General features: G+C 60.3%; 15 protein-coding genes. 12 read left to right on the top strand and 3 right to left on the bottom strand.

Features of this window, described 5'->3' with window-relative positions; translation table 11 throughout:
• Window positions 1–19 precede the first annotated feature (19 nt).
• Together H7B67_RS12105 and H7B67_RS12100 are read left to right on the top strand one after the other, a co-directional pair.
• The gene (locus H7B67_RS12105; RefSeq protein WP_185120086.1) at window positions 20–829 is read left to right on the top strand and encodes a response regulator; all 810 of its coding nucleotides are present in this window, start codon (window positions 20–22) and stop codon (window positions 827–829) included.
• Between the two features lie 193 nt (window positions 830–1,022).
• The gene (locus tag H7B67_RS12100) at window positions 1,023–2,387 is read left to right on the top strand and encodes a nucleotide sugar dehydrogenase (protein WP_185120085.1); all 1,365 of its coding nucleotides are present in this window, start codon (window positions 1,023–1,025) and stop codon (window positions 2,385–2,387) included.
• Window positions 2,388–2,851: 464 nt separating this feature from the next.
• Here the strand turns inward: H7B67_RS12100 and H7B67_RS12095 are convergent, their stop codons facing one another.
• On the bottom strand, window positions 2,852–4,045 hold the full coding sequence (locus tag H7B67_RS12095; RefSeq protein ID WP_185120084.1) for an MFS transporter: 1,194 nt from the start codon (window positions 4,043–4,045) through the stop codon (window positions 2,852–2,854).
• A 135-nt stretch (window positions 4,046–4,180) separates the two neighbouring features.
• Here H7B67_RS12095 and H7B67_RS12090 point away from each other — a divergent pair, with 135 nt between their 5' ends.
• Window positions 4,181–5,062: a LysR substrate-binding domain-containing protein gene (locus H7B67_RS12090; protein ID WP_185120083.1), complete on the top strand. Its 882-nt coding sequence runs from the start codon at window positions 4,181–4,183 to the stop codon at window positions 5,060–5,062.
• A gap of 9 nt (window positions 5,063–5,071) precedes the next feature.
• On the opposite strand, the gene H7B67_RS12085 is transcribed toward H7B67_RS12090, so the two are convergent.
• Entirely contained in the window at window positions 5,072–6,004 is a 933-nt protein-coding gene (locus H7B67_RS12085; RefSeq protein WP_185120082.1) for a hypothetical protein, read from the bottom strand.
• A 129-nt stretch (window positions 6,005–6,133) separates the two neighbouring features.
• On the opposite strand from H7B67_RS12085, the gene H7B67_RS12080 reads away from it, so the two are divergent.
• The 5 genes from H7B67_RS12080 (at window position 6,134) to H7B67_RS12060 (ending at window position 12,900) form a co-directional block, all read left to right on the top strand.
• On the top strand, window positions 6,134–7,003 hold the full coding sequence (locus H7B67_RS12080) for an alkaline phosphatase family protein (RefSeq protein ID WP_185120081.1): 870 nt from the start codon (window positions 6,134–6,136) through the stop codon (window positions 7,001–7,003).
• A gap of 371 nt (window positions 7,004–7,374) precedes the next feature.
• Window positions 7,375–9,438 (top strand): alkaline phosphatase, encoded by a 2,064-nt coding sequence (locus H7B67_RS12075; protein WP_245363847.1) that lies wholly within the window; start codon window positions 7,375–7,377, stop codon window positions 9,436–9,438.
• A 483-nt stretch (window positions 9,439–9,921) separates the two neighbouring features.
• Window positions 9,922–10,971, top strand: coding sequence for a hypothetical protein (locus H7B67_RS12070; protein WP_185120080.1), 1,050 nt, complete (start codon window positions 9,922–9,924; stop codon window positions 10,969–10,971).
• The gene (locus tag H7B67_RS12065; protein ID WP_185120079.1) at window positions 10,971–11,687 is read left to right on the top strand and encodes an ABC transporter ATP-binding protein; all 717 of its coding nucleotides are present in this window, start codon (window positions 10,971–10,973) and stop codon (window positions 11,685–11,687) included. The genes H7B67_RS12070 and H7B67_RS12065 overlap by 1 nt, the downstream gene beginning before the upstream one ends.
• The gene (locus H7B67_RS12060; RefSeq protein ID WP_185120078.1) at window positions 11,650–12,900 is read left to right on the top strand and encodes an ABC transporter permease; all 1,251 of its coding nucleotides are present in this window, start codon (window positions 11,650–11,652) and stop codon (window positions 12,898–12,900) included. Before H7B67_RS12065 ends, H7B67_RS12060 begins: the two co-directional genes overlap by 38 nt.
• Before the next feature lie 20 nt (window positions 12,901–12,920).
• Here H7B67_RS12060 and H7B67_RS12055 read toward each other — a convergent pair whose 3' ends face one another.
• Window positions 12,921–13,451, bottom strand: a complete 531-nt coding sequence (locus H7B67_RS12055; protein ID WP_185120077.1) for a TlpA family protein disulfide reductase — start codon at window positions 13,449–13,451, stop codon at window positions 12,921–12,923.
• 268 nt (window positions 13,452–13,719) lie between these two features.
• Here H7B67_RS12055 and H7B67_RS12050 point away from each other — a divergent pair, with 268 nt between their 5' ends.
• The 4 genes from H7B67_RS12050 (at window position 13,720) to H7B67_RS12035 (ending at window position 20,816) form a co-directional block, all read left to right on the top strand.
• A complete protein-coding gene (locus H7B67_RS12050) occupies window positions 13,720–16,860 on the top strand; it encodes a hybrid sensor histidine kinase/response regulator (RefSeq protein WP_185120076.1) in 3,141 nt (1,046 codons plus the stop codon).
• Entirely contained in the window at window positions 16,838–17,980 is a 1,143-nt protein-coding gene (locus H7B67_RS12045) for a response regulator (protein WP_185120075.1), read from the top strand. Before H7B67_RS12050 ends, H7B67_RS12045 begins: the two co-directional genes overlap by 23 nt.
• 194 nt (window positions 17,981–18,174) lie before the next feature.
• Entirely contained in the window at window positions 18,175–20,343 is a 2,169-nt protein-coding gene (locus H7B67_RS12040; RefSeq protein WP_185120074.1) for an ATP-binding cassette domain-containing protein, read from the top strand.
• Window positions 20,340–20,816, top strand: coding sequence for a hypothetical protein (locus H7B67_RS12035; protein WP_185120073.1), 477 nt, complete (start codon window positions 20,340–20,342; stop codon window positions 20,814–20,816). Before H7B67_RS12040 ends, H7B67_RS12035 begins: the two co-directional genes overlap by 4 nt.
• The last annotated feature ends 2 nt before the right edge of the window (window positions 20,817–20,818 follow it).

Raw genomic sequence — 20,818 nt, 5'->3', positions numbered from 1 at the left:
GGCAGGAGGAGATTGGAAAATGAATAAGCTACCGGAAGCGGCAAAGCTGAACGAATTGATGTATCAAGCGGTCGTGGAGCGTTATTGGGCGGGAGACGAGGCATCCGTGCAGGACTGCGGAATCGTGCTCGTCCGCTGCTTGGAGAACTTCGAGGATACGATTCGCGAACTGATCCGCGGCTTGGAGGCGGAGTTGCATACGACGATCGAGACGGTTGCGGAACCGGGCAAGCGGCAAGCCGCGTTCCTTCTGTTCGGCTCCGGCATGGGGCTCACCCATTACGCCGCGCTCCACGTGAAGGGGGCGCTGGCTCGGCTCGGCGCGGAAGACTGCGCCATGATGCTCGCCGGGATGGGCAAGCAAGCGGAGAGAAATCCGCGTTATTTCGAGACGATGACCGACATGTTCGAGCAATTGCCCGAGAGCATGGAGATCGTGCTGTTCCGCGAGCGGTACCAGCCGAGCGGCACGCAGTCGGTGCTGCTCGTGGACGGCGACGAGGAGACCCGCCGCTACGTACGGCTGCGGCTTAGCCTGAAAGGCTACCGAGTGCTGGACGCGGAGGACGGCAACGAAGGACTCGAGCTGTTCCGCCGCGAGAAACCGGACGTCATCGTGACGGACCTGAACCTGACCGGGATGGACGGCTACCATATGCTGACGCGAATTTTGAACGAGGACGCCGAAGCGCTTGCCCGTACCGTGGTGTTCACGGACAACCGGGTGGAAGAGACGATGCGCAAGTGCTACGAGCTCGGCGTGGCCGACTACGTGACGAAGCCGTTCTCCCCGGCGGAGCTGGAGCAACGGATCGAACGGCTGCTTTAAGCGCGAATGTTGAGCGGCCAGTACTTAGATGGAGCGAACTCTCTCGAGTGGCGGTACGAAGTTGAGTAGCCACGACTCAATAGGAGCACCTGCGAGCGAGTGGCGGCGATTTTGGCAGGACGGGTTCCCTTTTTATCCATTGCAGCCCTTATTCCAACTACTATTGAACCCCCTGAGGAGGAGAAGGTAAAGTATGAAAAACACGAACTACACGCGCCTGCAAAGGGCGATCGAGAACAAGCAAGCCAAGCTGGGCGTCGTCGGCCTCGGCTATGTCGGGCTTCCGCTGGCGGTCGAGATGGTGAAGCAGGGCTTCTCCGTCTACGGCATCGATCTGGATGAGAGAAAGATCGAGAGCTTGCGCAGAGGAGAGTCCTACGTTCAGGACATCTCCCGGGAGAAGCTCGGCGAAGCGCTGGCCGGCGGCCGCTTCCAACCGACTTCGGATTATTCGAAGGTCGCCGAGCTCGACGCCGTATCCATCTGCGTGCCGACTCCTCTGAGCGCCAATCAAGACCCGGATACCTCGTACATCGTGTATGTCGTGAATCAACTTAAGCATTATATGAAGAAAGGCTTGCTGATCGTACTCGAGAGCACCACTTATCCCGGAACGACCGAGGAGTTGATCGAGGCCGAGCTTGCCCAAATGGGACTCGTCGCCGGCAAGGATTACTTCCTCTGCTTCTCTCCGGAGCGCGTCGATCCGGGAAGCGGCACGTTCGCGACCTACAACACCCCGAAGGTGCTCGGCGGCACGACTCCGGAGTGCGGCGCGTTAGGCAAGCTGCTGTACGAGAATATCGTGGAAAAGGTCGTTCCCGTCTCTTCGACGAAAGTAGCGGAAATGTCCAAGCTGCTGGAGAACACGTTTCGGAGCGTCAACATCGCGTTCATTAACGAGATGGCGATGATGTGCGAACGGATGTCCATCGATATCTGGGAGGTCATCGAGGCGGCGAGCACGAAGCCGTTCGGCTTCATGCCGTTCTATCCCGGTCCCGGAATCGGAGGGCACTGCATCCCGCTCGACCCGATGTACCTGGCCTGGAAGGCGAAGGGCTACCGCTTCTACAGCAGCTTCATCGAGCTGGCGCAGTCGGTCAACTCGAACATGCCTTACCACGTCGTCACGAAGACGGCCAACATCCTGAACCAATCGGCGAAGTCGCTGCGCAACTCCCGAATCCTCATTCTCGGCATGGCCTACAAGCCGAACGTGGACGACCTTCGCGAGTCTCCGGGGCTTGAAGCGTACGAGCTGTACCGCAAGGAAGGCGCGATCGTCGATTATTACGACCCGTTCGCGACCTCCTTCCGCGATCACGCGGGCGAGACCGTGCGCTCGGTCCCGTACAACCTTGATCAGTTCCGCGGGTACGACTGCTTCGTGCTCATCACGGACCACGCCGCCTTCCCGTATCGCGAGCTCGCGGGGCTCGGCGTCCCGATTCTCGACACGCGCAACGCGCTGTCGTCGTTCGACCTGCCGCACATCTTCAAGCTCGGCGCTCCGGCCGACCGTCCGATGCACGTGATGCATACGTCGGCGGGGTGACGGGGGCAATACCTAATGAGAAAAGCACCCGCGAGGGTGCTTTTTGTTGCACGGATTTTCCGTACATCTCCGGCGGCTCCGCCCCCTCGGGGCAGTCGTTGCACGGATTTTCCGTACATCGCCAGCGGCTCAGCCCCCTGGGGGCGTCCATTGCACGGAATTTCCGTGCATCTCCGGCTGCTCAGCGCCCGGAGGGCGGCCGTTGCACGGATTTACCGTGCATCTCCGGCGATTCCACCCCCTGGAAGCGGCCGTTACACGGAATTTCCGTGCATCTCCGGCGGCTCTGCCCCCTGGAGGAGGCCGTTGCACGGAATTCCCGTGCATCTCCGGTGGCTCCGCCCCCTGGGGGCGGCCGTTGCACGGAATTTCCGTGCATCTCCTTCGGATTCGGCCTCATGCGGGTGCCGTTGCGCGGATTATCCGCGCACATCAACGCGTAACCCTCAAGCGAATTCGACGGATCACTGCACCCTTAGAGCAGAAGCCTTCACCGCCCGGCGGCCGCGAGAGGTTGCCGCGAGCTGAACGAGACCCATCAGCGCGACCACGACCATCATGCCGACGATGGCGGAGGCGAAGCTGCCGGTCGCGTCATGGACCTTGCCCAGGAAGATCGGGCCGGCGGCGCCGATCGCATAGCCGGCGGATTGCGTCATGGCCGACCAGGAGGCGGCTTCATGGGCGCTGCTCGCGGCGTCGATCGGGAGCATTAGGTTCAGGGAGAACAGCCCGCCCGCGCCGATCCCGATCAGGGAGGCGGCAACCCACGGCGTCGCATGCAGCGCAAGCATGACGAGTCCCGCCAGTTCGAATGCGGACGCCGCGACGAGCCATAACCGGCGGGACGGCGCTTTTCTTAGCAAGATCGGCATGAGCAGGTTGATGGGGATTTGCACGACGACGAACAGGGTCAAGGTAGCCGCCGAATACCCTTTCGAGTACCCCATGGCTTGAACCATCTCCGGGATCCAAGCCGTGTACGAATAGAACAGGACGGCCATCAGGCCGAAGGACAAGGTCAAGATCCAAGCCTTGCCGTTTCCCCACGGAAGCCGGGCGGTCGCCGATGCCGGCGAAGACGAAGAAGCCGCGGAACCGGCGGACGCCGGGAGTACGAGCAGCCACCAGAGAACGGCGGCGACGGCGGCTAGGACGGCCCAAGAGGCCAGGGATCCCTGCCAAGAGCCGAACGCGCGCTGCAGCGAAGAGGACAATGCCGAGCTGATGGCGGCGCCAAGCGTAAGAGCGACGGAATACACGGCGATCATGGAAGGAACCTGCCCCGGAAAATGCTTCTTGATAAAGCCGGCCATCAGAGGTCCGATAAACGCGATTCCTATTCCCGCGATCAATGCCGTGACGAGCAGAAAGGCGACGGAATTCGTAAACAGGCGAACGACGGTTCCGAGCGCGATGACGATCAGCGATACTCCCATCACCTTCTCGAGCCCCCATTTGCCGCCGGCCTTCACGGCTATCGGAGAGAACAGGCCCATGCACAGCACCGGGATCGAGGTCAGAAGGCTGGCGATCGAACCGTTCATGGCCAGATCGTTCCGGATGCCGTCCAGCAGGGGCGCGATCGAGTTGATCGCCGGGCGAAGATTGAGGGAAGCTATGAACATGGCAAGCACCATAAGGACGTTTTTCTTCATTTGGATGACTCCCTTCCGTTGACTCGTGAACAAATCTTACTCGGAGGGAGATCATTTATCAATTCTATTTGAATTATCGTTATCATTTGTTGTATAAATGATTTAACCATATACGGATGAGGGGGAAAAGGTCGAGTGGAGCTAAGGCAGCTGGAGTATTTTATCGCGGTATGCGAGGAGCTGCATTTTACGAGGGCGGCAGAACGGATAGGGATCTCCCAGCCGAATTTGAGCTTGTCGATCAAAGCGCTGGAAGAGGAGATCGGACTTCCGCTGTTTAACCGGATCGGCAAGCGCATCGAGCTGACCGACGCGGGATCCGTTCTGAAGAGAAACGCCAAGATGGTGTTCCAGAATCTGAGCAACGCCCGACTGGAGATAGAGGATCTCTCCGCGCAGAAGGGCGGGAGCCTAAGCGTCGGAGCTTTGCCGTCGGAGCTCGATTACCGTCTAACTCCTATGTTTATCCGTTTCTTTCAGAAGTATCCGAATATCCGGCTGAAAATCTTCTCGGAGATCGATGTCGCCGAACTCGTGCTGAGCGCCGACATCGATATCGGAATCTCCGGCAAGCCGGCCTACGATTCCCGGCTCGTCATCCGTCCCCTGTCCCGGGACGAGTACGGGATCGTCGTGTCCAAGGAGCATGAGCTGTCGCAGGCCGAATCGATTTCCCTGTACGACCTGCGAACGCTGCCTATCGTCATGTACCCCAAAGGGTTATGGGGGCGAGATTTCGTGGAGAGCTGGTGCGAGAAGCACGGAGTCCAGCCGAACGTGGTGGTGGAGACAAGCTCCAATCCGTCCCTGTTCCTTTTCGTCAAAGCCAATGTCGGGGTAGGGATCGTCGCGAGCGCGCTGTTGGAATCGATCGACAGCCTTGACCTGCGCTTTATCCCCATCCGCGATTACCCGCCCATCAGGGAGACAAGCATCATCTATCGGTCGGATAAATACCTCAACCACGCGGCGCGGGCTTTTATCCACTTCGTGGAGGACTACTTGAAGGAACAGTAGGTTTACGCGTCATTCGCGTTCCTTGCGAATCCAGTTGGCCAAGTCGTGCACGGCAATCCCGCCGTAGCCGGCTTGTCCGGCGTATTCGTCGTCGATCCTCCGCATCATCCGGCGGAGCTCCTCGGCGGCGCGGTCGTAGAAGGTGAGCTTCTCTTCCTCGTCCTTGGCCGCGTTCAGCCCCACGTAAACGGTTCCGCCCGTTCGGCCGGCATGCTCGAGCTCGCCGGCGACGATCGCCAGCACGCCATCCTCGCCTTCCGCTTCGTTGCGATAGGACATCAGCGAGACCGAATCCGCGCGCGCCATCATCCATTGGTCCAGCGTCCGGATGCCGTCGTTCTCGTTATCGTCCCCGGCCGGAACCGTATCGAGCCAGAAGGGAAGATCCATGCCGGTTTCGAGCGAATGAGCTTGCGCGAAGGAGACGAATTCCTCGGTCATCTCCCGCCACGACTCGACGACTCCGCGCCGATCCTCCTCCCATTCCTTCAATAGATAAGGCTCCACGTCCAGATGAACGCCGGTAAAACGGGACTCCGCGGGAGCGGACCCGTTGTAGTCGGTTATCAGCTCCAGGAAAACCCGGAACTCCGCGCGTCCCGGCTCCAGCACCCAGTCCCGATCTCCTCCGAGGGCATGCACCTGAATGCCGGCCATGGAGGCTTGCCGGATAAAATCGCGGTAGGCCTCTCGGGCGGAGGCTTTCTTCAGCGTATCGTCGACATGAAGGTAAACCGCGTTTACCCTCTGCTCCTCCAGGAAGCGAATCACTTCCTCCGCCCCTCCATTATCGTTCAGCAACTCCTCCAGGCTCCACACCCAGGTCGTACGTCCCGAGGCGGGAGCCGGCGCGGAATCGAACTCCCTGTACAGGATGAATCCCAATAGCGCCAATATTATTGCGAATATAGGAAGACCGATCGCATAGGTCCATTTTCTCATCGTCTATCCACTCCATATTTGCTTTCTGTGCACACTTTAATCTGCATTTAGTTCGCAGGTCCATTTCTGTTCTTACGCGGAAACTTATACTTAGGGTACACCATGAAACGCAGAAAGGAAGGATTAGAATTGTTAAGTTTCTTTAAGCCTTTGTCCGCCGTCGTTGCCGCCACAGCCATCGCCGCCGGAACCCCGACCCCGTCGGGTGCCGCCGAATACCCCCGCGCCACTTGGCTGTGGGATACTCCCCTTATCGGTTCCGAGGCTGCCGACATTTTGGATTTTGCGACGGGCAACGGCCTTAATACGATCTACCTTCAGATCAATCGCGACGTAAAGGATGACGATTATAAAAGCTTTATCCAAGCGGCCGGCGAGCTGGGAATCGAGGTTCACGCGTTGGACGGAAGAGCTTCCTGGGGCTTCGTTAAGAGTCGCCCGAACATCGACGCTTCGCTCGATTGGCTTCGCGACTATCAAGAGAGCGCGGCGGCAGAGGAGAAGTTCAAGGGAATCCATGTCGACATCGAGCCTTATTCCTTGCCGGGTTGGAGCTCGGGAGGCTCTGATTTCATTCCCCAATGGCAGAGCAACGTTCGCTACATCGCGAGCAGGGCGGATCAGCTGGAGCTGCCGGTTCATGCGGACATCCCGTTCTGGCTGTACAACTACAAGACCCCGGAAGGCAACGAGACGCTTAGCCGCTGGATGATGAGGCAGTACGACGGCGTGACTATCATGGCTTACCGGGACTCGGCGCAGACGATTGCGGGAGCGGCGGACAAAGAGCTGGAGGAAGCGGCCGATCTGGGCGTTCCGGCGATGATCGGGGTGGAGACGCTAGCTACCGCGGAAGGGGCCAGCATTACCTTTTACGGGGAAGGAAGATCGTATCTAAGCGGTCAGCTGAGGCAGGCCGAGAGGCTTCTCTCGGGCCGCAACGCCTTCTCCGGGTTCGCGATCCACGAGTACGGGGCTTGGCGGGCGATGAAGGAATGAGCGGACGGTAAACGATAATCGATGAAGAAAAGGCTTTCCCGGAGGGCGCTCGCGGCGCTTTTCCCGGGAAAGCCTTTTTTTGGCGCAGACAGTTTAATGGTTGTTGCCGGAGCTGTTGCCCTTCTTGTCCGAAGTGCGCTTCGTCGTGTTCTTGTTCGCATGCCCCTGCTGCTTCGCCAAGCGTATCGCCTCCTTCGTTCGCCGAATGAATCTAGTGTGTCAGCATGGCGGGAAGATATGCGGATGGAAGAAGATAAACGGAGTGCTAATTTTACCACCATTTTACTATCGATCACATTATCCCTAACAATGCGCCTTTATATTAAAGAGAGATTAAAGGAAGCTTAAAATCCTTGTGGAGGTGCAGGAGATTGACGAGGTTCAAGATGTGGAAAAGCGTGACGGCTGCGGCTCTGTCCGTGGCCATCGTCGCGACCGGAGCGGAGGTTCTGTCTAACCAGCCTAAGACGGTCGATGCGGCGGAAACGGCTGCGGAGCAGACGAAGGCGGCTTCGATCTATATCGCTCCGATCGACCGGGCGGAATTTCTCGCCGGAGCCAAGTTCGACTTCCGGGTGGAGCTGAACGATCTGGCTTCCGATCCGGGTTCCGTCAGCATCAAGATCAACGGCAAGGAAGCTTCGGACGTGTTCGGCAAGCCCTATGAGAAGACAAGCACGGACAAGAGCCGAGAGTTCACGGTTCGCGACGTCGCGTTCTCGGTCCCGGGTACATATACGGTGTCCGTCCGCGCGGGCAGCCTGTCCAAGACGGTGAAGTACACGGTGAACGCGGCGGACGCAAGCGGAGCCAAAGCGAAGAACGTCATCCTCTTCGTGGGGGACGGGATGGCATTCTCCAACGTGACGATGACGCGCATCCTCTCCAAAGGCCTGACCGAGGGCAAGTACAACGGGCTCTTGGAGGTAGATAAGTTCGACCAGCGCGCGGTCGTGACGACGTCCGGCATGGACTCTCTCGTGACGGATTCCGCGAACAGCGCCAGCGCTTACAACACCGGCCATAAGTCCGCGGTCAACGGGCTCGGCATCTATCCGGACAACACCGCAAGCTCGCTCGACGATCCGAAGGTCGAGACGCTCGCCGAGATGCTTAAGCGAAGCCGCGGCATGTCGGTCGGCGTCGTGTCCACCTCCGAGATCGAAGACGCCACGCCGGCCGCGGTCGTCTCCCATACCCGCCGCCGCTCCGACAAGCCGGAGATCGCGGAGATGCTTTACAAGCTTCAGCCGGAGGTCATCCTGGGCGGCGGCTCGGCATACTTCCTGCCGCAATCGACGCCGGGCTCCAAGCGCAAGGACGACAAGGATCTGATCGGCGACTTCGAGAAGAGCGGCTACACGTTCGCGGACAGCGCGACGAGCCTGAAGGCGGCGCCTGCCGACAAGAAGCTTCTCGGCTTGTTCCACACGGGCGACATGAACGTCTATTACGACCGTTCCACCAAGAACAAGGACGCGCTGAAGTCGTTCACCGACCAGCCGAACCTGTGGGACATGACGCAGAAGGCGATCGACGTGCTCAGCCAGAACGAGAACGGCTTCTTCCTCATGGTCGAAGGCGCGAGCGTGGACAAACAGCTGCATACGATGGATTGGGAACGCTCCACGTACGACGCGATCGAGATGGATAAGGCGGTCGGAGTCGCTCGCAAGTTCGCGGAGAAGAACGGCGACACGCTGATCGTCGTGACGGCCGACCACTCCCACTCCGCCAGCATCGCCGGCACGTACTGGGAAGGCGACGGCAAGTCCGGCCGGGAAGCGGTTCGTACGTATGAGGCCGCGAAGTTCCCGGACTACGTCGACGCGAACAAGGACGGCTTCCCGGATAGTCCCGACGTCAGCCGCAAGCTGGCCGTCGTGTTCGGCGCGACGCCGGACTATTACGAGGATTACAAGTTCAGCAAGGTTCCGACGGTTCCGGCGGTCGATTCCGACGGCGTCTACATCGCTAACCCGGCTTCTCTGTCGAATCCGGACGATCCGAACAAAGATCGCTTCCTGCATACGGGCACCCTTAACCCGAAGACGGATTCCCAAGAGGTGCATACGGCGGACGACGTCCCGCTCATGGCTTACGGCCCGGGCTCGGAATACTTCCAAGGCACGATGGACAACACCGAGGTATTCTTCGGCATGGTCAACTCGCTCGGCCTGAACCTCACCGGCGCGAAGGCGGACACGAAGAAGTGGGTCAACGTTCGCGATTTCGCGAACCTGCTCGGCGGCACGGTGAAGAAGAACGACTCGACGAACAAGGTGTCGATCACGGTGAACGGGCAAACCCTCGTGCTCAACCTGACGAGCGGCCAAGCGTCGAAGAACAACAAAATCGTCAAGCTGGAGTTCAAGCTTGACGCGGATGGCCAAGTCGTCGCGACCAGCAGCAGCCTTCTGGCGGCTTTGGGGTGAGTTAGGCCGAACCGGCTGGGCTTGGTGGGCTAGCTAAGATGCAGACGGGAGCGCCTCTTCACCATATATCTTGCTCTTTGCATCTTGCTATCTGCTCCTTGCCCTCTTCATCAGCAATCCAGGCACGCCTTGGAGCTGAGATCGTCTCGGATGAGACGATCTCGGCTTGCAGGCAGCGTTGGGAGTGCGCAGATCGTCTCGGATGAGACTATTTCGGCTTGCAGGGAGCGTTAAGTGTGCGGAGTTAGAATCATTCAGCAGCATCTCGACATGCTTGCGTCACGAAGAGAGAGCCAGTCCATTCTCGGTTAGTGTTGTACGATCACCCCCGGCGGTTCGCCGGGGGTGTCGGAGGCTAGATAGGGTGCGAGCGGAGGGCGGACAGCTATTCGGGTTCCGGAAGCCGGCGGCTAAAGGTGCTGAAGTCAGGCAGCTAAGCTAATCGGGTTTCGCTGGCCGAGCAGATGAGGGGAGGAGAACGTAATGAAAGCAAAGCGGCGTATGAAGACGGCGGCGTTGGCATGGCTGGTCGCCGTGATGGCGGTTGCTTTGGTCGGATGCGGTGAGCGGGTGAACGAACCGCCGATGCCGGAGACCGGGCAGACGAACGATGCGTTCGTGCAGGAGTCGTTGGCGATGGGAGCGGACGACTCGAAGCGGCGGGCCGCTCCCGAAGGTGAGGCCGTAGAGCAGACCTCCGCGCAAAGCTCCGGGCAATCGGCGGGGACGGGCGGCGAGATCGCGCCTTCGGCGGCTCCGAGCGATGAGCTTGCCGTCGCGGGCGCCGAAGCGAGTTCCGAAGGCTCGTCGGGGAGCGGGAGCAGCGGCGTCAAGGACGCAGGCAAGATGAGCGAACCGGGTTCGGGGGGCACGAAAGCCGCCGCGAGCGCCAAGGGCGATGACGGCAAAGGCGATAACAGCAAGGAGAGCGGCGGCAAGAGCGCAGACGGCAAGAGCGGTAAGCCTGCAGCCCCGGCTGCCGCGGCAACCCCGTCGCCGACGCCGTCACCTTCTTCGTCCGCCTCGAATCCGCCGAAGCTCGCGTCCGCTGCTCCGGAGAAGGCTGCCGCGGCTGCTTCAACTCCCGAAGCCTCCGCTTCGCCGACACCGGCCAGTCCTTCGCCGGGGCCGTCTCCGAGGCCGAAGAAAGAAAAATCGGGGCCGGAGACGCTTACGTTCTCCGAGCTGTATGCCGAAGAGACCGTACGCGGCCTGAAAATGTCTGATAAGGTGAACGAGCTGAACGGCCAAGAAGTCGAGATGATCGGCTATATGGCTCCTCCGCTTACGGCGACGGTGCGCTTCTTCGTGCTGACGAAGGTGGCGATGAGCATCTGCCCGTTCTGCTCGTCGGATGCGGATTGGCCGAGCGATATCGTCGTCGTCTTTATGCCTTCGGGCAAAGAAATCAAGCCGACGGAGCATGAGGTGAAGGTGACGGGCACGCTCAGCGTCGGCTCGCAGACGGACGAAGAGACGGGCTTCGTCAGCCTGATCCGAATCAACGCGGATAAGGTGGAGGTGCTGAAGTAATGCTCCTCATCGAAGAACTGGTCAAGTCGTATCCGATGAAAGGCGGCCAGGCCGTGAAGGTGCTCGAGGCGGAGCGCTTCGAGATGAAGCCGGGCGAGAAGGTCGCCATCGTCGGTCCGAGCGGCTCCGGCAAAAGTACGCTCCTGCATCTGATTTCGGGAGTGCTCCGTCCGACGAGCGGCTCCATCCAACTGCTGGGGCACGAGCTGGGCGCGCTCTCGGAAGCGGAGCTCGACCGGTTCCGAGCGAAGCATATCGGCTACGTGTTCCAGAGCTTTAACCTGCTGCCGGGATTCTCGGCGCTGGAGAACGTGCAGGCGGCCATGGGCTTCGGCCGCAAGATCCCCGCGCGCGAGCGCAAAGCGCGCGCGGCGGAGCTGCTCGGCCGGGTGGGCCTCGGCCACCGGCTGAACCATCGCTCCCACCAGCTCAGCCAGGGGGAGCAGCAGAGGGTGTCGATCGCGAGGGCGCTGGCCAATCGCCCCGCGATCGTGCTGGCCGACGAGCCGACGGCCAGCCTCGACGGCGCGAACGCGCGGCAGGTCTACGAGCTGCTCGCGGAAGCGTGCGGGAGCGAAGGCGCGGCGCTGCTCCTGAGCACGCACGACATGGAGCTGGCGAAGCGGCTCGACCGGGTAGTCCCGATTCGCAAGCTGGCCCCGGGAAGGAGAGAAGATAGTGCCGCTTACCCGCATAGCCTGGCGCAATCTGTTTAACCGGCGCGTCCAGACGCTGATCACGATCGGCGTCGTCGCGGTCGGCATCGCGGTTACGATCGCGATCCTCCTCCTCTCGAGCGGAATCAAGCAAGGGATCGTCCGGGCGAGCGAGCCGTACGGCATGCTCGTCGGGTCGAAGGGAAGCCAGGCCCAGCTCGTGTTCAACACGATTTTTCTGATGGACAATCCGCTCTCGAACCTGGAGCCCGATTACTACGAAGCTCTCGCCGAAGACGAGAGAGTATCCCTCGCCGTTCCCTTCGCTCTCGGCGACAACTATGAAGGCTACCGCCTGGTCGGCACCGAGCCCTCGTTTTTCGAGCTCAGGGCGCGACCCGCCGATCCGGCTTACTTCCGCCTGGCCTCCGGCCGCTTGTTCGAGCAGCCGTTCGAGGCCGTCATCGGAGCGAAGGTCGCCCGGGAAACCGGCTTGAAGCCGGGAGACGAATTCGTCTCGGCTCACGGAGTGACCGAGTCCCTCGAGCCCGAACAGCATAAGAAGCATCCGTATACGGTCGTCGGCGTGCTGGAGAGCACCCGCGCGCCGTCGGATCAAGGCATCTATGTGAACATGGAAAGCTACTGGCTCGGACATGAGCACGAAGAGGAAGCGGGCACGGCAGCGGATGCGGGCGAGCACGATACATCGGAGGAGACGCGCGCCGAAGAACGCGGAGTCACCGCCGCGCTGATCAAGCCGAAGAGCTATGCCGATCTCATGACCATGTATCAAGAAATCAATCAAGGCAAGGATGCCCAAGCGGTCTTCCCCGGGCAGACGCTCGCGAAAATCTTCGACATGATGGGGAGCGGCGAGCAGATTCTGCGTTATGTCGCTTACGTCGTGCTGGGCATGGCGGGCTTGACCGTTATCTTGGCGCTCTACGGGGCCACCGTCGAACGAAGAAAGACCGTCGCCATCCTCCGGGCGATCGGAGCGGGGAGGGCGGAGGTATTGACGATCGTGCTGCTGGAGTCGGCGTTCGTCATGCTGATCGGCTGCGCCGCCGGCTATGCGGCCGGCTACGGGCTGGCCTGGCTGCTGACGGGCTACCTCGGAGAGCACGTCTCCATTGCCGTTCCTATCGGGTTCGACTCGCAAACGCTGGCGATCGCCGGTTATGTCGGCTTGGCCGGCGTGGCGGCGGGTCTGCTGCCCGCGCTAAGCGCCTACCGAACGGAGACGGCCCGCTACTTAAACTCCGCATAATGCGACTTAGCCTTGCTCTCTTAATCCCCAGCGCTGCTCGTCTCTTTAAGTCCCAACGCCTCTTCAAGCTCGGACCGGGTAACCGGGCCGAGCTTTCTCCATGCCACGAGCCCCTGCTCGTCAAGCACGTAGGTCGTCGGCAGCGAAGCGATATGGTAGCTTTCGGCGGCGACCGAACTCTTATCGAGCAGGACGGGAGGCTCCAGGCCGTACTCGCGAACAAAACCCCGAACGTCCTCTACCCGATCTTTATCCGTCAGGTTGATCGCATACACCCGAACGCGGTCGCCGTGCCTTTGCGCCAAATCGTTCAGCTCGGAAGCCTCCGCGCGGCAAGGCAGGCACCACGACGCCCAGAAGTTCAGGACGACCGCTTCGCCATCGACGGGACGCAGCTCGTATTCGCGCCCTTCCGGGCTGGCGAGCCGAATCGCCGGTGCCGGCTCGCCCATCTTCGCCTCCGCCGGCCGTTCCCGTTCTGCCGCAAATTGCCAGACGACGGCCAGCGCGACCGCCGCAGCCAGCGCCACCCATCCCCATTGCCGATTCATCCGCCGCTCCCCCTCTATTCGCCTATCTTTTTATTTCACCATAATGACGTTATCCCTAGATTAACTCCTCTGCGGACTTAACGATAAACCTGACAGGAAGCGCATTCTTTTCAGTTTGCGGGGAGATCGCCCTGTTATTCTAGTTGTCAGGTCCAGAGGAGCCTTGAGACGTGCTTAGAGCCCCTTCTTCTGCATTACCAATGGCGTAATGGAAGAGAGGTGAAGTAAGATAGGGGTATTACGGGAACTCGGGCGGTGGATGCAAGGGATGCTTCAAAGTCGGCGAACCAGACTGATTGCGTTGCTCGCCATTTTGCTCATGCTGGGCTCTACTCTGGCGCTGCCGGCCCTCGGCCTGCTGCCGGGCAAGACGGAGCCGCGCGCGGAGAACGGCGTGCTGGATTTGAGAGATTGGAGTCTTGCGCGGGACGGGGCGGTTCGGCTTAGCGGCGAATGGTCCTTCGACTGGGAGCGGCACCTTAATGGCAATACCTTCGGTGCTGACCGGGCATCGCCCGATACGCTTGCGGAAGTCCCCGGAGAGTGGACGTCACTCGGATTGCCGGGACGAGGCGAGGCAACCTATCGCCTTAAAGTGCTTGCCCGAGAAGACATCGGATCGCTCGGTCTCCAGATCCCCGCGATCACTCCGGCGTATAAGATCTACGAGAACGGCCGACTGATCGCGGAAGCGGGAGCGCTCTCGACGGACGAGGGAGGAGCGCATGCGGCCTACAAGCCGCAAACCGTCGTTTTTACGCCTTCCTCCGCGGCGTTCGAGCTGACGATTCGAGCCTCCAACGCGATCTATCCTCACGGCGGCATCTGGTACAGCCTGACGCTGGGGACCGAGCAGGACATGCTGGAGAGAAGCAAGAATGGCTCCTTCGTCGACATGGCGGTTTTCGGCGGATGCGCCTTGCTCGGCTTGTATCAGATCTCGGTATACGTACTCAGGCGCAGCGAGCGCTCTACTCTGTACTTCGGGATCTGCTGTTTGCTGGGCGCCTTGCGCCTATGGGTAGTCGGCGGAATGTACTTGGCCGAGCTTTTCCCGGAGGCGAGCATTGAGCTCCTTATCCGTCTGGAGTATTTGACCTATTACGGCGGCGTGACGATGGCCGTGCTGTTCGTGAAGGAGCTGTACCCGAAGGAATTCGGCGGCAAGCTCGTCAAGCCGATCGCCGCGATAGGCGGCGTCTTTATCGCTTCGGTCCTCCTGCTGCCGGCCGAGACATTCACAAGATTCATCGACTCCTTTAAATGGGTGTCGCTGTTCGCGTTCGCTTATTTTCTATACGGCTTCACTCTGGCGCTGTGGCGCGGACGAAGCGGGGCGTTGCTGCAGCTTACCGGCTGGCTCGTCTTCGTCGCCGCGGCCGTTCACGATATTCTGTACAGCGACGGATGGATCATCTTGATCGACCTTCAGCTCGTTCCTTACGGCTTCGTTCTTCTTGTTTTTATCGAAGCGTTGGAGCTGGCGAGGCGATTCACGAACGCTTACCGGACGATCGGAACGCTGTCGGACGAGCTGATCGCGATGAACCGGCTGAAGGACGAGTTCCTGGCCAATACGTCGCATGAGCTGAAGACGCCTCTTCACGGGATTTTGAACCTGTCGCAAGCCTTGGCGGACGGCAAGTCGGGACCGCTGAACGACCTGCAGAGGGAGCAATTGGAGACCGTAGTCTCCGTCGCGCGGCGAATGTCCAATCTGATCAACGATATTCTCGACCTGTCCTTGTTGAAAAACAACGGCATCCGGCTGTCCCTTGCAAGCGTGGACGTTCGGGCGGTCCTATCGGCGCAGGAGGAAGTGTTTCGCCATTACATCGGCCGGAAGCCGGTCACGCTGCGGATGGAATGGCCGGAATCGTTGCCGAATGCGTTGGCCGACGAAAGCCGGCTCCTCCAGATCGCTTACAATTTAATAGGCAACGCGATCAAGTTCACGCCGCGGGGCGAAGTCGTCGTCTCCGCCAAATCGGAAGGGGCGATGCTTCGCATCGCCGTCGCCGATACCGGCATCGGCGTTCCGGAGAACAAGCGCGAGGCGATTTTCCAATCCTTCGAGCAAGAGGGAACCTCCGTCGCGAAGGAGTACGGGGGAGCCGGACTCGGCCTGGGCATAACGAAGAGACTGGTCGAGCTGCACGGGGGACGCATCGCGGTCGAATCGAAGGAAGACCAGGGCTCCGTCTTCTCCTTCACTCTCCCTATCGCGGAGGGCGGCGGTTCCGCGGCCCCGAGAGAGCTAGCGCCGGCGTCCGCGCAACTGAGAACGGCAAGGCTCGAAGCGGCGGCTTCCCTCGAGCCCAAGAGCGCCCATAAGCCGGGGCAAGCGATTCTTGCCGTCGACGACGATGTCGTGAATCTTCGGGTGCTTAGAACCGTTCTGGCGGACGAGCCCTACGAGGTGCTGACGGCGACAAGCGGGCAAGAGGCGCTGGAGCTGATCAAGAGCTCCGAAGGCCGAATCGGCCTCGTCATTCTGGACGTCATGATGCCCGGTTTGTCCGGCTACGAGACGTGCCGCCGCATTCGCGAGAACTACGCGCTGTCCGAGCTGCCCATCCTGCTGACGACGGTCCGAAGCGAGCCCGAGGATCTCGTGTACGGGCTCGAGGGAGGGGCGAACGACTTTCTGACGAAGCCGTTCCATCCCCACGAGCTGCGGGCGAGAGCGCGCACGCTGATGGAGATGAAGCGTTCCGCGGAGGACGCGATCCGCTCCGAGATGGCTTTCCTGCAAGCGCAAATCAAGCCTCATTTTCTCTATAACGCGCTCAACACGATCCTCTCCTTGTCGCTGGACGAGCCTCAAACCTCTCACGATCTGCTGCTGCATCTCAGCCGTTACTTGAGAGGGAGCTTCGACTTCAAGAACAAGACGAGGCTCGTGCCGCTGCGCAAGGAGCTGGAGCTGACCCGCGCCTATCTTCAGATCGAGCAGGCGAGATTCGGAGACAGGCTGCGCATCGTCTACGAGGTCGACGAGGAGGCCGATTGCCTGCTGCCGCCGACGACCCTTCAGCCGTTGGTCGAGAATGCGGTCAGGCACGGGATCATGAAACGGGAAGAGGGCGGGACGATCCGCGTATCGGTGATCGCGGAAGGAGACGATGCCGTACTCGCCGTGGCGGACGACGGGATCGGAATGCCGCTGGAGCCGCACGCCATCCTCTCGAGAGAAGCGGAAGGCGAAGGGGGAGTCGGCCTTCGGAACATTCACCAGAGGCTCCTTCGCCAGTATGGCCGAGGACTCGATATCGAGAGCGCCGCCGGGAACGGAACGAAGGTGACGATTCGGGTGCCGCTTGCCGCGGGCAGGGGAGCATCGGCCGTCCAGCCGAACGACATCCATACGGGAAGGGGGAACGCGGATGATTCGGGTAATAGCCGTTGACGACGAACTGCCCGCGCTGAATCGGTTAGGCAAGCTTCTGCAGACGATGGAGGGAGTGCAGGTGGCCGGGCTGTTCGACAGTCCGAAGTCGTTGCTCGAATACGCGTTGACCCATTCGGAGCCCGTCGAGCTGGCGCTTCTGGACATGGAGATGCCGGGGCTTCACGGATTGGAGCTGGCTCGCCGGCTGCAGGCGGTTCGGCCGGAGATCCATATCGCTTTCCTGACGGCATACGAAGAATACGCGCGGGAGGCGTTCGACGTGGAAGCTCTGGATTATTTGCTAAAGCCGATCACGGGAGACGATCTGGCCAGAACGCTCGGCCGCCTTCGGAAGCGGAATACGGTTCGCGATCCGTCGGAGGAAGCTTCGGAGAGGAAGATCGCCGTACGCAGCTTCGGTCCCTTCTCCGTCACGACGGAGACGGGAGAGTCGGTGCGGTTTCGCAATTCCAAGAGCCGGGAGCTGCTCGCCTATCTGCATCACCATGGGGACAAGCCGGTGAGCAAAGCTCAAATCCTCGAGGATATCTGGCAGGGGGGCGACGTGGAGCGGGCCCAGGTCAACCTGCATTCGACGGTCTATCAGCTGAGAAAAGACCTGGAGGCTTGCGGACTGAACGGAATCGTGGAGCAGACGAAGACGGCGGGCGGAAGCTATGGCTTGCGCTGGAACAAACGGCTAGACGACGACGTGCTTCGGTTCGAGGCGGCCGTTCGGCAGGTGGAGAGCACGTCCTCCCTGACGAACGTCCTGCAGGCGATTCAGCTTTACGGAGACGGGTACCTGGCCGGAAGCGGCTACGGCTGGGCGGCGCCGAGGCAGGCCGAGCTGGAGCTGACATTCGGCAGGCTGCTTGAGGCGATGGTCGGTACCTACGTAGAGCAGAAGCGATACGAGATCGCTCTGAATCCGATGCAGAAATGGGTTCAGCTGCAGCCGCTGGACGCGAAGCTTCATGCCAGAATGATCGCGCTCCTTCTTCTGTTGGACAGAGAGAAGGAGGCCAAGAAGTACTGGGAGACCATGTTCGATCTCCTCGATCTGGAAGAGGATTCGGGCGAGCTCGATTGGTCCCGCTTGCGGGCGAACCCCGCCGCCTGCTTTGAACGTCCATAGGCTTAACGCCGGGAAGTTTGCCTTCGATTAGGATATCGATCTAATCGAAGGCTTTTCTTGTTTTTCGCCGAAATTTGATAAAGTTTGACCCGCAAACCTGACATGAAGCGCTTTCTTTTCATTCTGCGTACAGTCTCAAGCCCTACAATGAAGGGTATTCATTCAGTCTTTAGGCCTATCGGAGGGAAGGGTGCATGCTGTTCAAGACGATCATGTCCTCGATTCGCTCGTCTCCGATTCTGTTTGCTCTGATCGCCGCAGGGGGCTTGTTCGATCTCCTCTTCTCCTATCTCTCGGCGATAAGCTATAAATACCTGATCGATAAGGCTCTGCTTCCTAAAGACGCCTCCGTGCTCGCGATCCTCGTCGGCTCGCTGCTTCTGATCGGGGTGCTGAACGTGTCGTTCGGCATTGCGGGCGACTATGCCAGAGCGAGGCTCGGCAGCAAGCTCTTGTTCGATTACCGGATGAAGCTGTTTCGGCATATGCAGCCTCAGTCCCAACGGTTCTACGAGCGGTTCCGGCTAGGCGATCTCCTCGCCAGGTACAGGGAGGACATCCCGAACATTCAGCTGGCCGCCATACAGACGATGTCGTCCGGATTAACGCTGTCGTTAAGCGTAGCGGCAGGACTGGCGATTCTGTTCGGGACCGAATGGAGGCTGACTCTCGTCGCTATCGCGGGCTCCGCGCTGCTGTTCTTGCCGTACCGGCTGCTTAAAGCCCGATCTCTGAAGCTGTCCGGCGCCTACTATGAGCAGCTGCAAAACTTCAATCATGCGATCAACGAGAACGTCGCCGGCTACAAGGTCGTTCGAGGCTTCAATCTGAGGCTCGCCATGCAGGAGAAGGTGGAGGCGAATTTGCGGTCGATGCTGTCGATCGGGGTGCGAAGAAGCTTCGTCGATTCGAACCTGAACCGCCTTCCTCTCTTGGCCGTTTCGGCGCTGTCGGCGATCGTTCTCGGTTACGGGAGTTATCTGACCTTCAACGAGCATCTCACAATCGGTACTTTTATCGCCTATAATTCGATCTTTATCACGGTGGGACAGTCGTTGTTCGGGTTAACGTCGCTGCTGCCTTCGATTCTGAATTCGAGGACAAGCTTTAATCGGCTGCAGGAGGTGTTCGATTGGAAGCCGGACGTGGCGGAAGGAGGCACGCTCGAGCTTCCTCCGATCCGCCGGGCGTTGGAGCTTCGCGGCGTCTCCTACGAGTATGTCCCCGGACAACTGGTGCTGAAGGGGATCGATCTCGTCATTCCGGCTTCGGGATACACCTGCATCGTCGGAGCCAGCGGTTCGGGCAAAAGCACGCTTCTGCAGCTGCTGCTTCGATTCGAGGAGCCTTCGGGCGGCGCCGTGCTCTACGACGGAGTCGACGTGCGCGATACCGTCTACGACTCCCTGCTCGGACAGGTCGGGATGGTGTTGCAGGACTCCGTCCTGTTTAACGGAACGATTCGTGACAATATCCGGATGGGCAAGCCGGACGCTTCCGAGCGGGAGATCGAAGAGGCTGCTCAAGCCGCCGGCATTCACGACGCGATCGCGAGGTTCGAGGGCGGCTACGATACCGTCGTTCATTCCCAAGGCGATAGCCTGTCCGGAGGACAGAGGCAGCGAATCGCGCTCGCCCGGGCTCTTGTCCGCAAGCCGCGGGTTCTGTTCTTGGACGAAGCGACGTCCGCGCTGGACCCGGAGACGGAGCAGGCGGTGAGCGAAACTCTCCTTTCGGTCGCCCGAAGCCGGGCGGTCGTCTCGGTTACCCATCGGTTGTCCCATGCCGCCCTGTCGGATCGAATTATCGTCCTGGAGCGGGGGGAGGTCGCCGAGACCGGCTCCCATGAGAGCTTGCTGGAACGGAACGGTCCCTACCGCCGCATGTGGGACAAGCAGCAGGGGTTCATCTTCTCCAAGGGAGGAGGGAACGCCCGGGTGGAAGCGTCCCGACTTGCCCGGCTTCCCTTCTTCGGCGGGCTTCCCGAGAGTGCCCTTAGGGAGATCTCCGGTTTATTCGCGACGGAGAGGTTCGAAGCGGGAGAACGGATCATGGAGCAAGGAGACGAAGGCGACAAGTTTTATATCCTCGCCCGAGGCAAGGTTGAAGTCGCGGTCGCCCATCCGGAGACGGGAGAGAGCAAGACGGTTGCCGTCTTGGAAGACGGCGACCACTTCGGGGAGATCGCTTTGCTGCGCCATGTCCCGAGAACGGCAAGCATCGCGGCGCTTGCTCCTTGCGTCTGCCTGACGCTCTCCGGCGAGCAGTTTCACCCATTGCTCCGCCGGTACCCCGCTATCCGGGAATCGCTCGAAGCTACTCTTCAGCAACGCCAATCCATGTCTAGGAGTGCTGCCCCATGATCGTCTGGTCGATCGCAAGTACCGAAGAGGAACAGGCCGACGGCGCGATGTTTCTATGCCGCAACGCGGAGAGGCTCGGAACCCCGTTCAAGTGGAGTACGGTCATTCATTTGCTCATTTACACCCTGGAAGACAACGGCTTGCTCATCGGCAAGGATGAATCGGGAGCCGTCGTGTCCGCGGTCGCCTATACGGCTGGGGCGGAGGACGACCGCTACAAGGATCGTGCCCGCATTCAAGTTCATTTGCTTTATATCGAGGATCGCTGGAGAGGCGGAGCGGTTCTGCTTGCCGGGTATCGAGCGCTTCTGAAGCACTTGCGGCAATCGCAGGCGGGCTGGAGGGAAATCGTGTTCTACGCGGGACCGACGGAGGAGAACAGGCGGAGGTTCCGGAAGAGGGCTGAGCTTCTCAAGACCGTTCAGCGTCCTAGCGGAGAGATGGATTTCTATTTGTTCGTACCCTTGCGCTGAAC

Origin of the sequence: Cohnella thailandensis (genome assembly GCF_014212135.1) — a bacterium.
Classification (GTDB): Bacteria; Bacillota; Bacilli; order Paenibacillales; family Paenibacillaceae; genus Cohnella; species Cohnella thailandensis.
Note: the sequence above shows the minus strand (reverse complement) of the source record. Positions and strands in the feature narration are given on the sequence as shown.

Bases quoted from the DNA above. Each gene is read 5' to 3' on its own strand.
- H7B67_RS12070 (WP_185120080.1), top strand. From the start codon at position 9,922: ATGAAAGCAAAGCGGCGTATGAAGACGGCGGCGTTGGCATGGCTGGTC.
- H7B67_RS12055 (WP_185120077.1), bottom strand. From the start codon at position 13,451: ATGAATCGGCAATGGGGATGGGTGGCGCTGGCTGCGGCGGTCGCGCTG.
- H7B67_RS12085 (WP_185120082.1), bottom strand. From the start codon at position 6,004: ATGAGAAAATGGACCTATGCGATCGGTCTTCCTATATTCGCAATAATA.
- H7B67_RS12050 (WP_185120076.1), top strand. From the start codon at position 13,720: ATGCTTCAAAGTCGGCGAACCAGACTGATTGCGTTGCTCGCCATTTTG.
- H7B67_RS12105 (WP_185120086.1), top strand. From the start codon at position 20: ATGAATAAGCTACCGGAAGCGGCAAAGCTGAACGAATTGATGTATCAA.
- H7B67_RS12100 (WP_185120085.1), top strand. From the start codon at position 1,023: ATGAAAAACACGAACTACACGCGCCTGCAAAGGGCGATCGAGAACAAG.
- H7B67_RS12045 (WP_185120075.1), top strand. From the start codon at position 16,838: ATGATTCGGGTAATAGCCGTTGACGACGAACTGCCCGCGCTGAATCGG.
- H7B67_RS12095 (WP_185120084.1), bottom strand. From the start codon at position 4,045: ATGAAGAAAAACGTCCTTATGGTGCTTGCCATGTTCATAGCTTCCCTC.
- H7B67_RS12035 (WP_185120073.1), top strand. From the start codon at position 20,340: ATGATCGTCTGGTCGATCGCAAGTACCGAAGAGGAACAGGCCGACGGC.
- H7B67_RS12065 (WP_185120079.1), top strand. From the start codon at position 10,971: ATGCTCCTCATCGAAGAACTGGTCAAGTCGTATCCGATGAAAGGCGGC.
- H7B67_RS12040 (WP_185120074.1), top strand. From the start codon at position 18,175: ATGCTGTTCAAGACGATCATGTCCTCGATTCGCTCGTCTCCGATTCTG.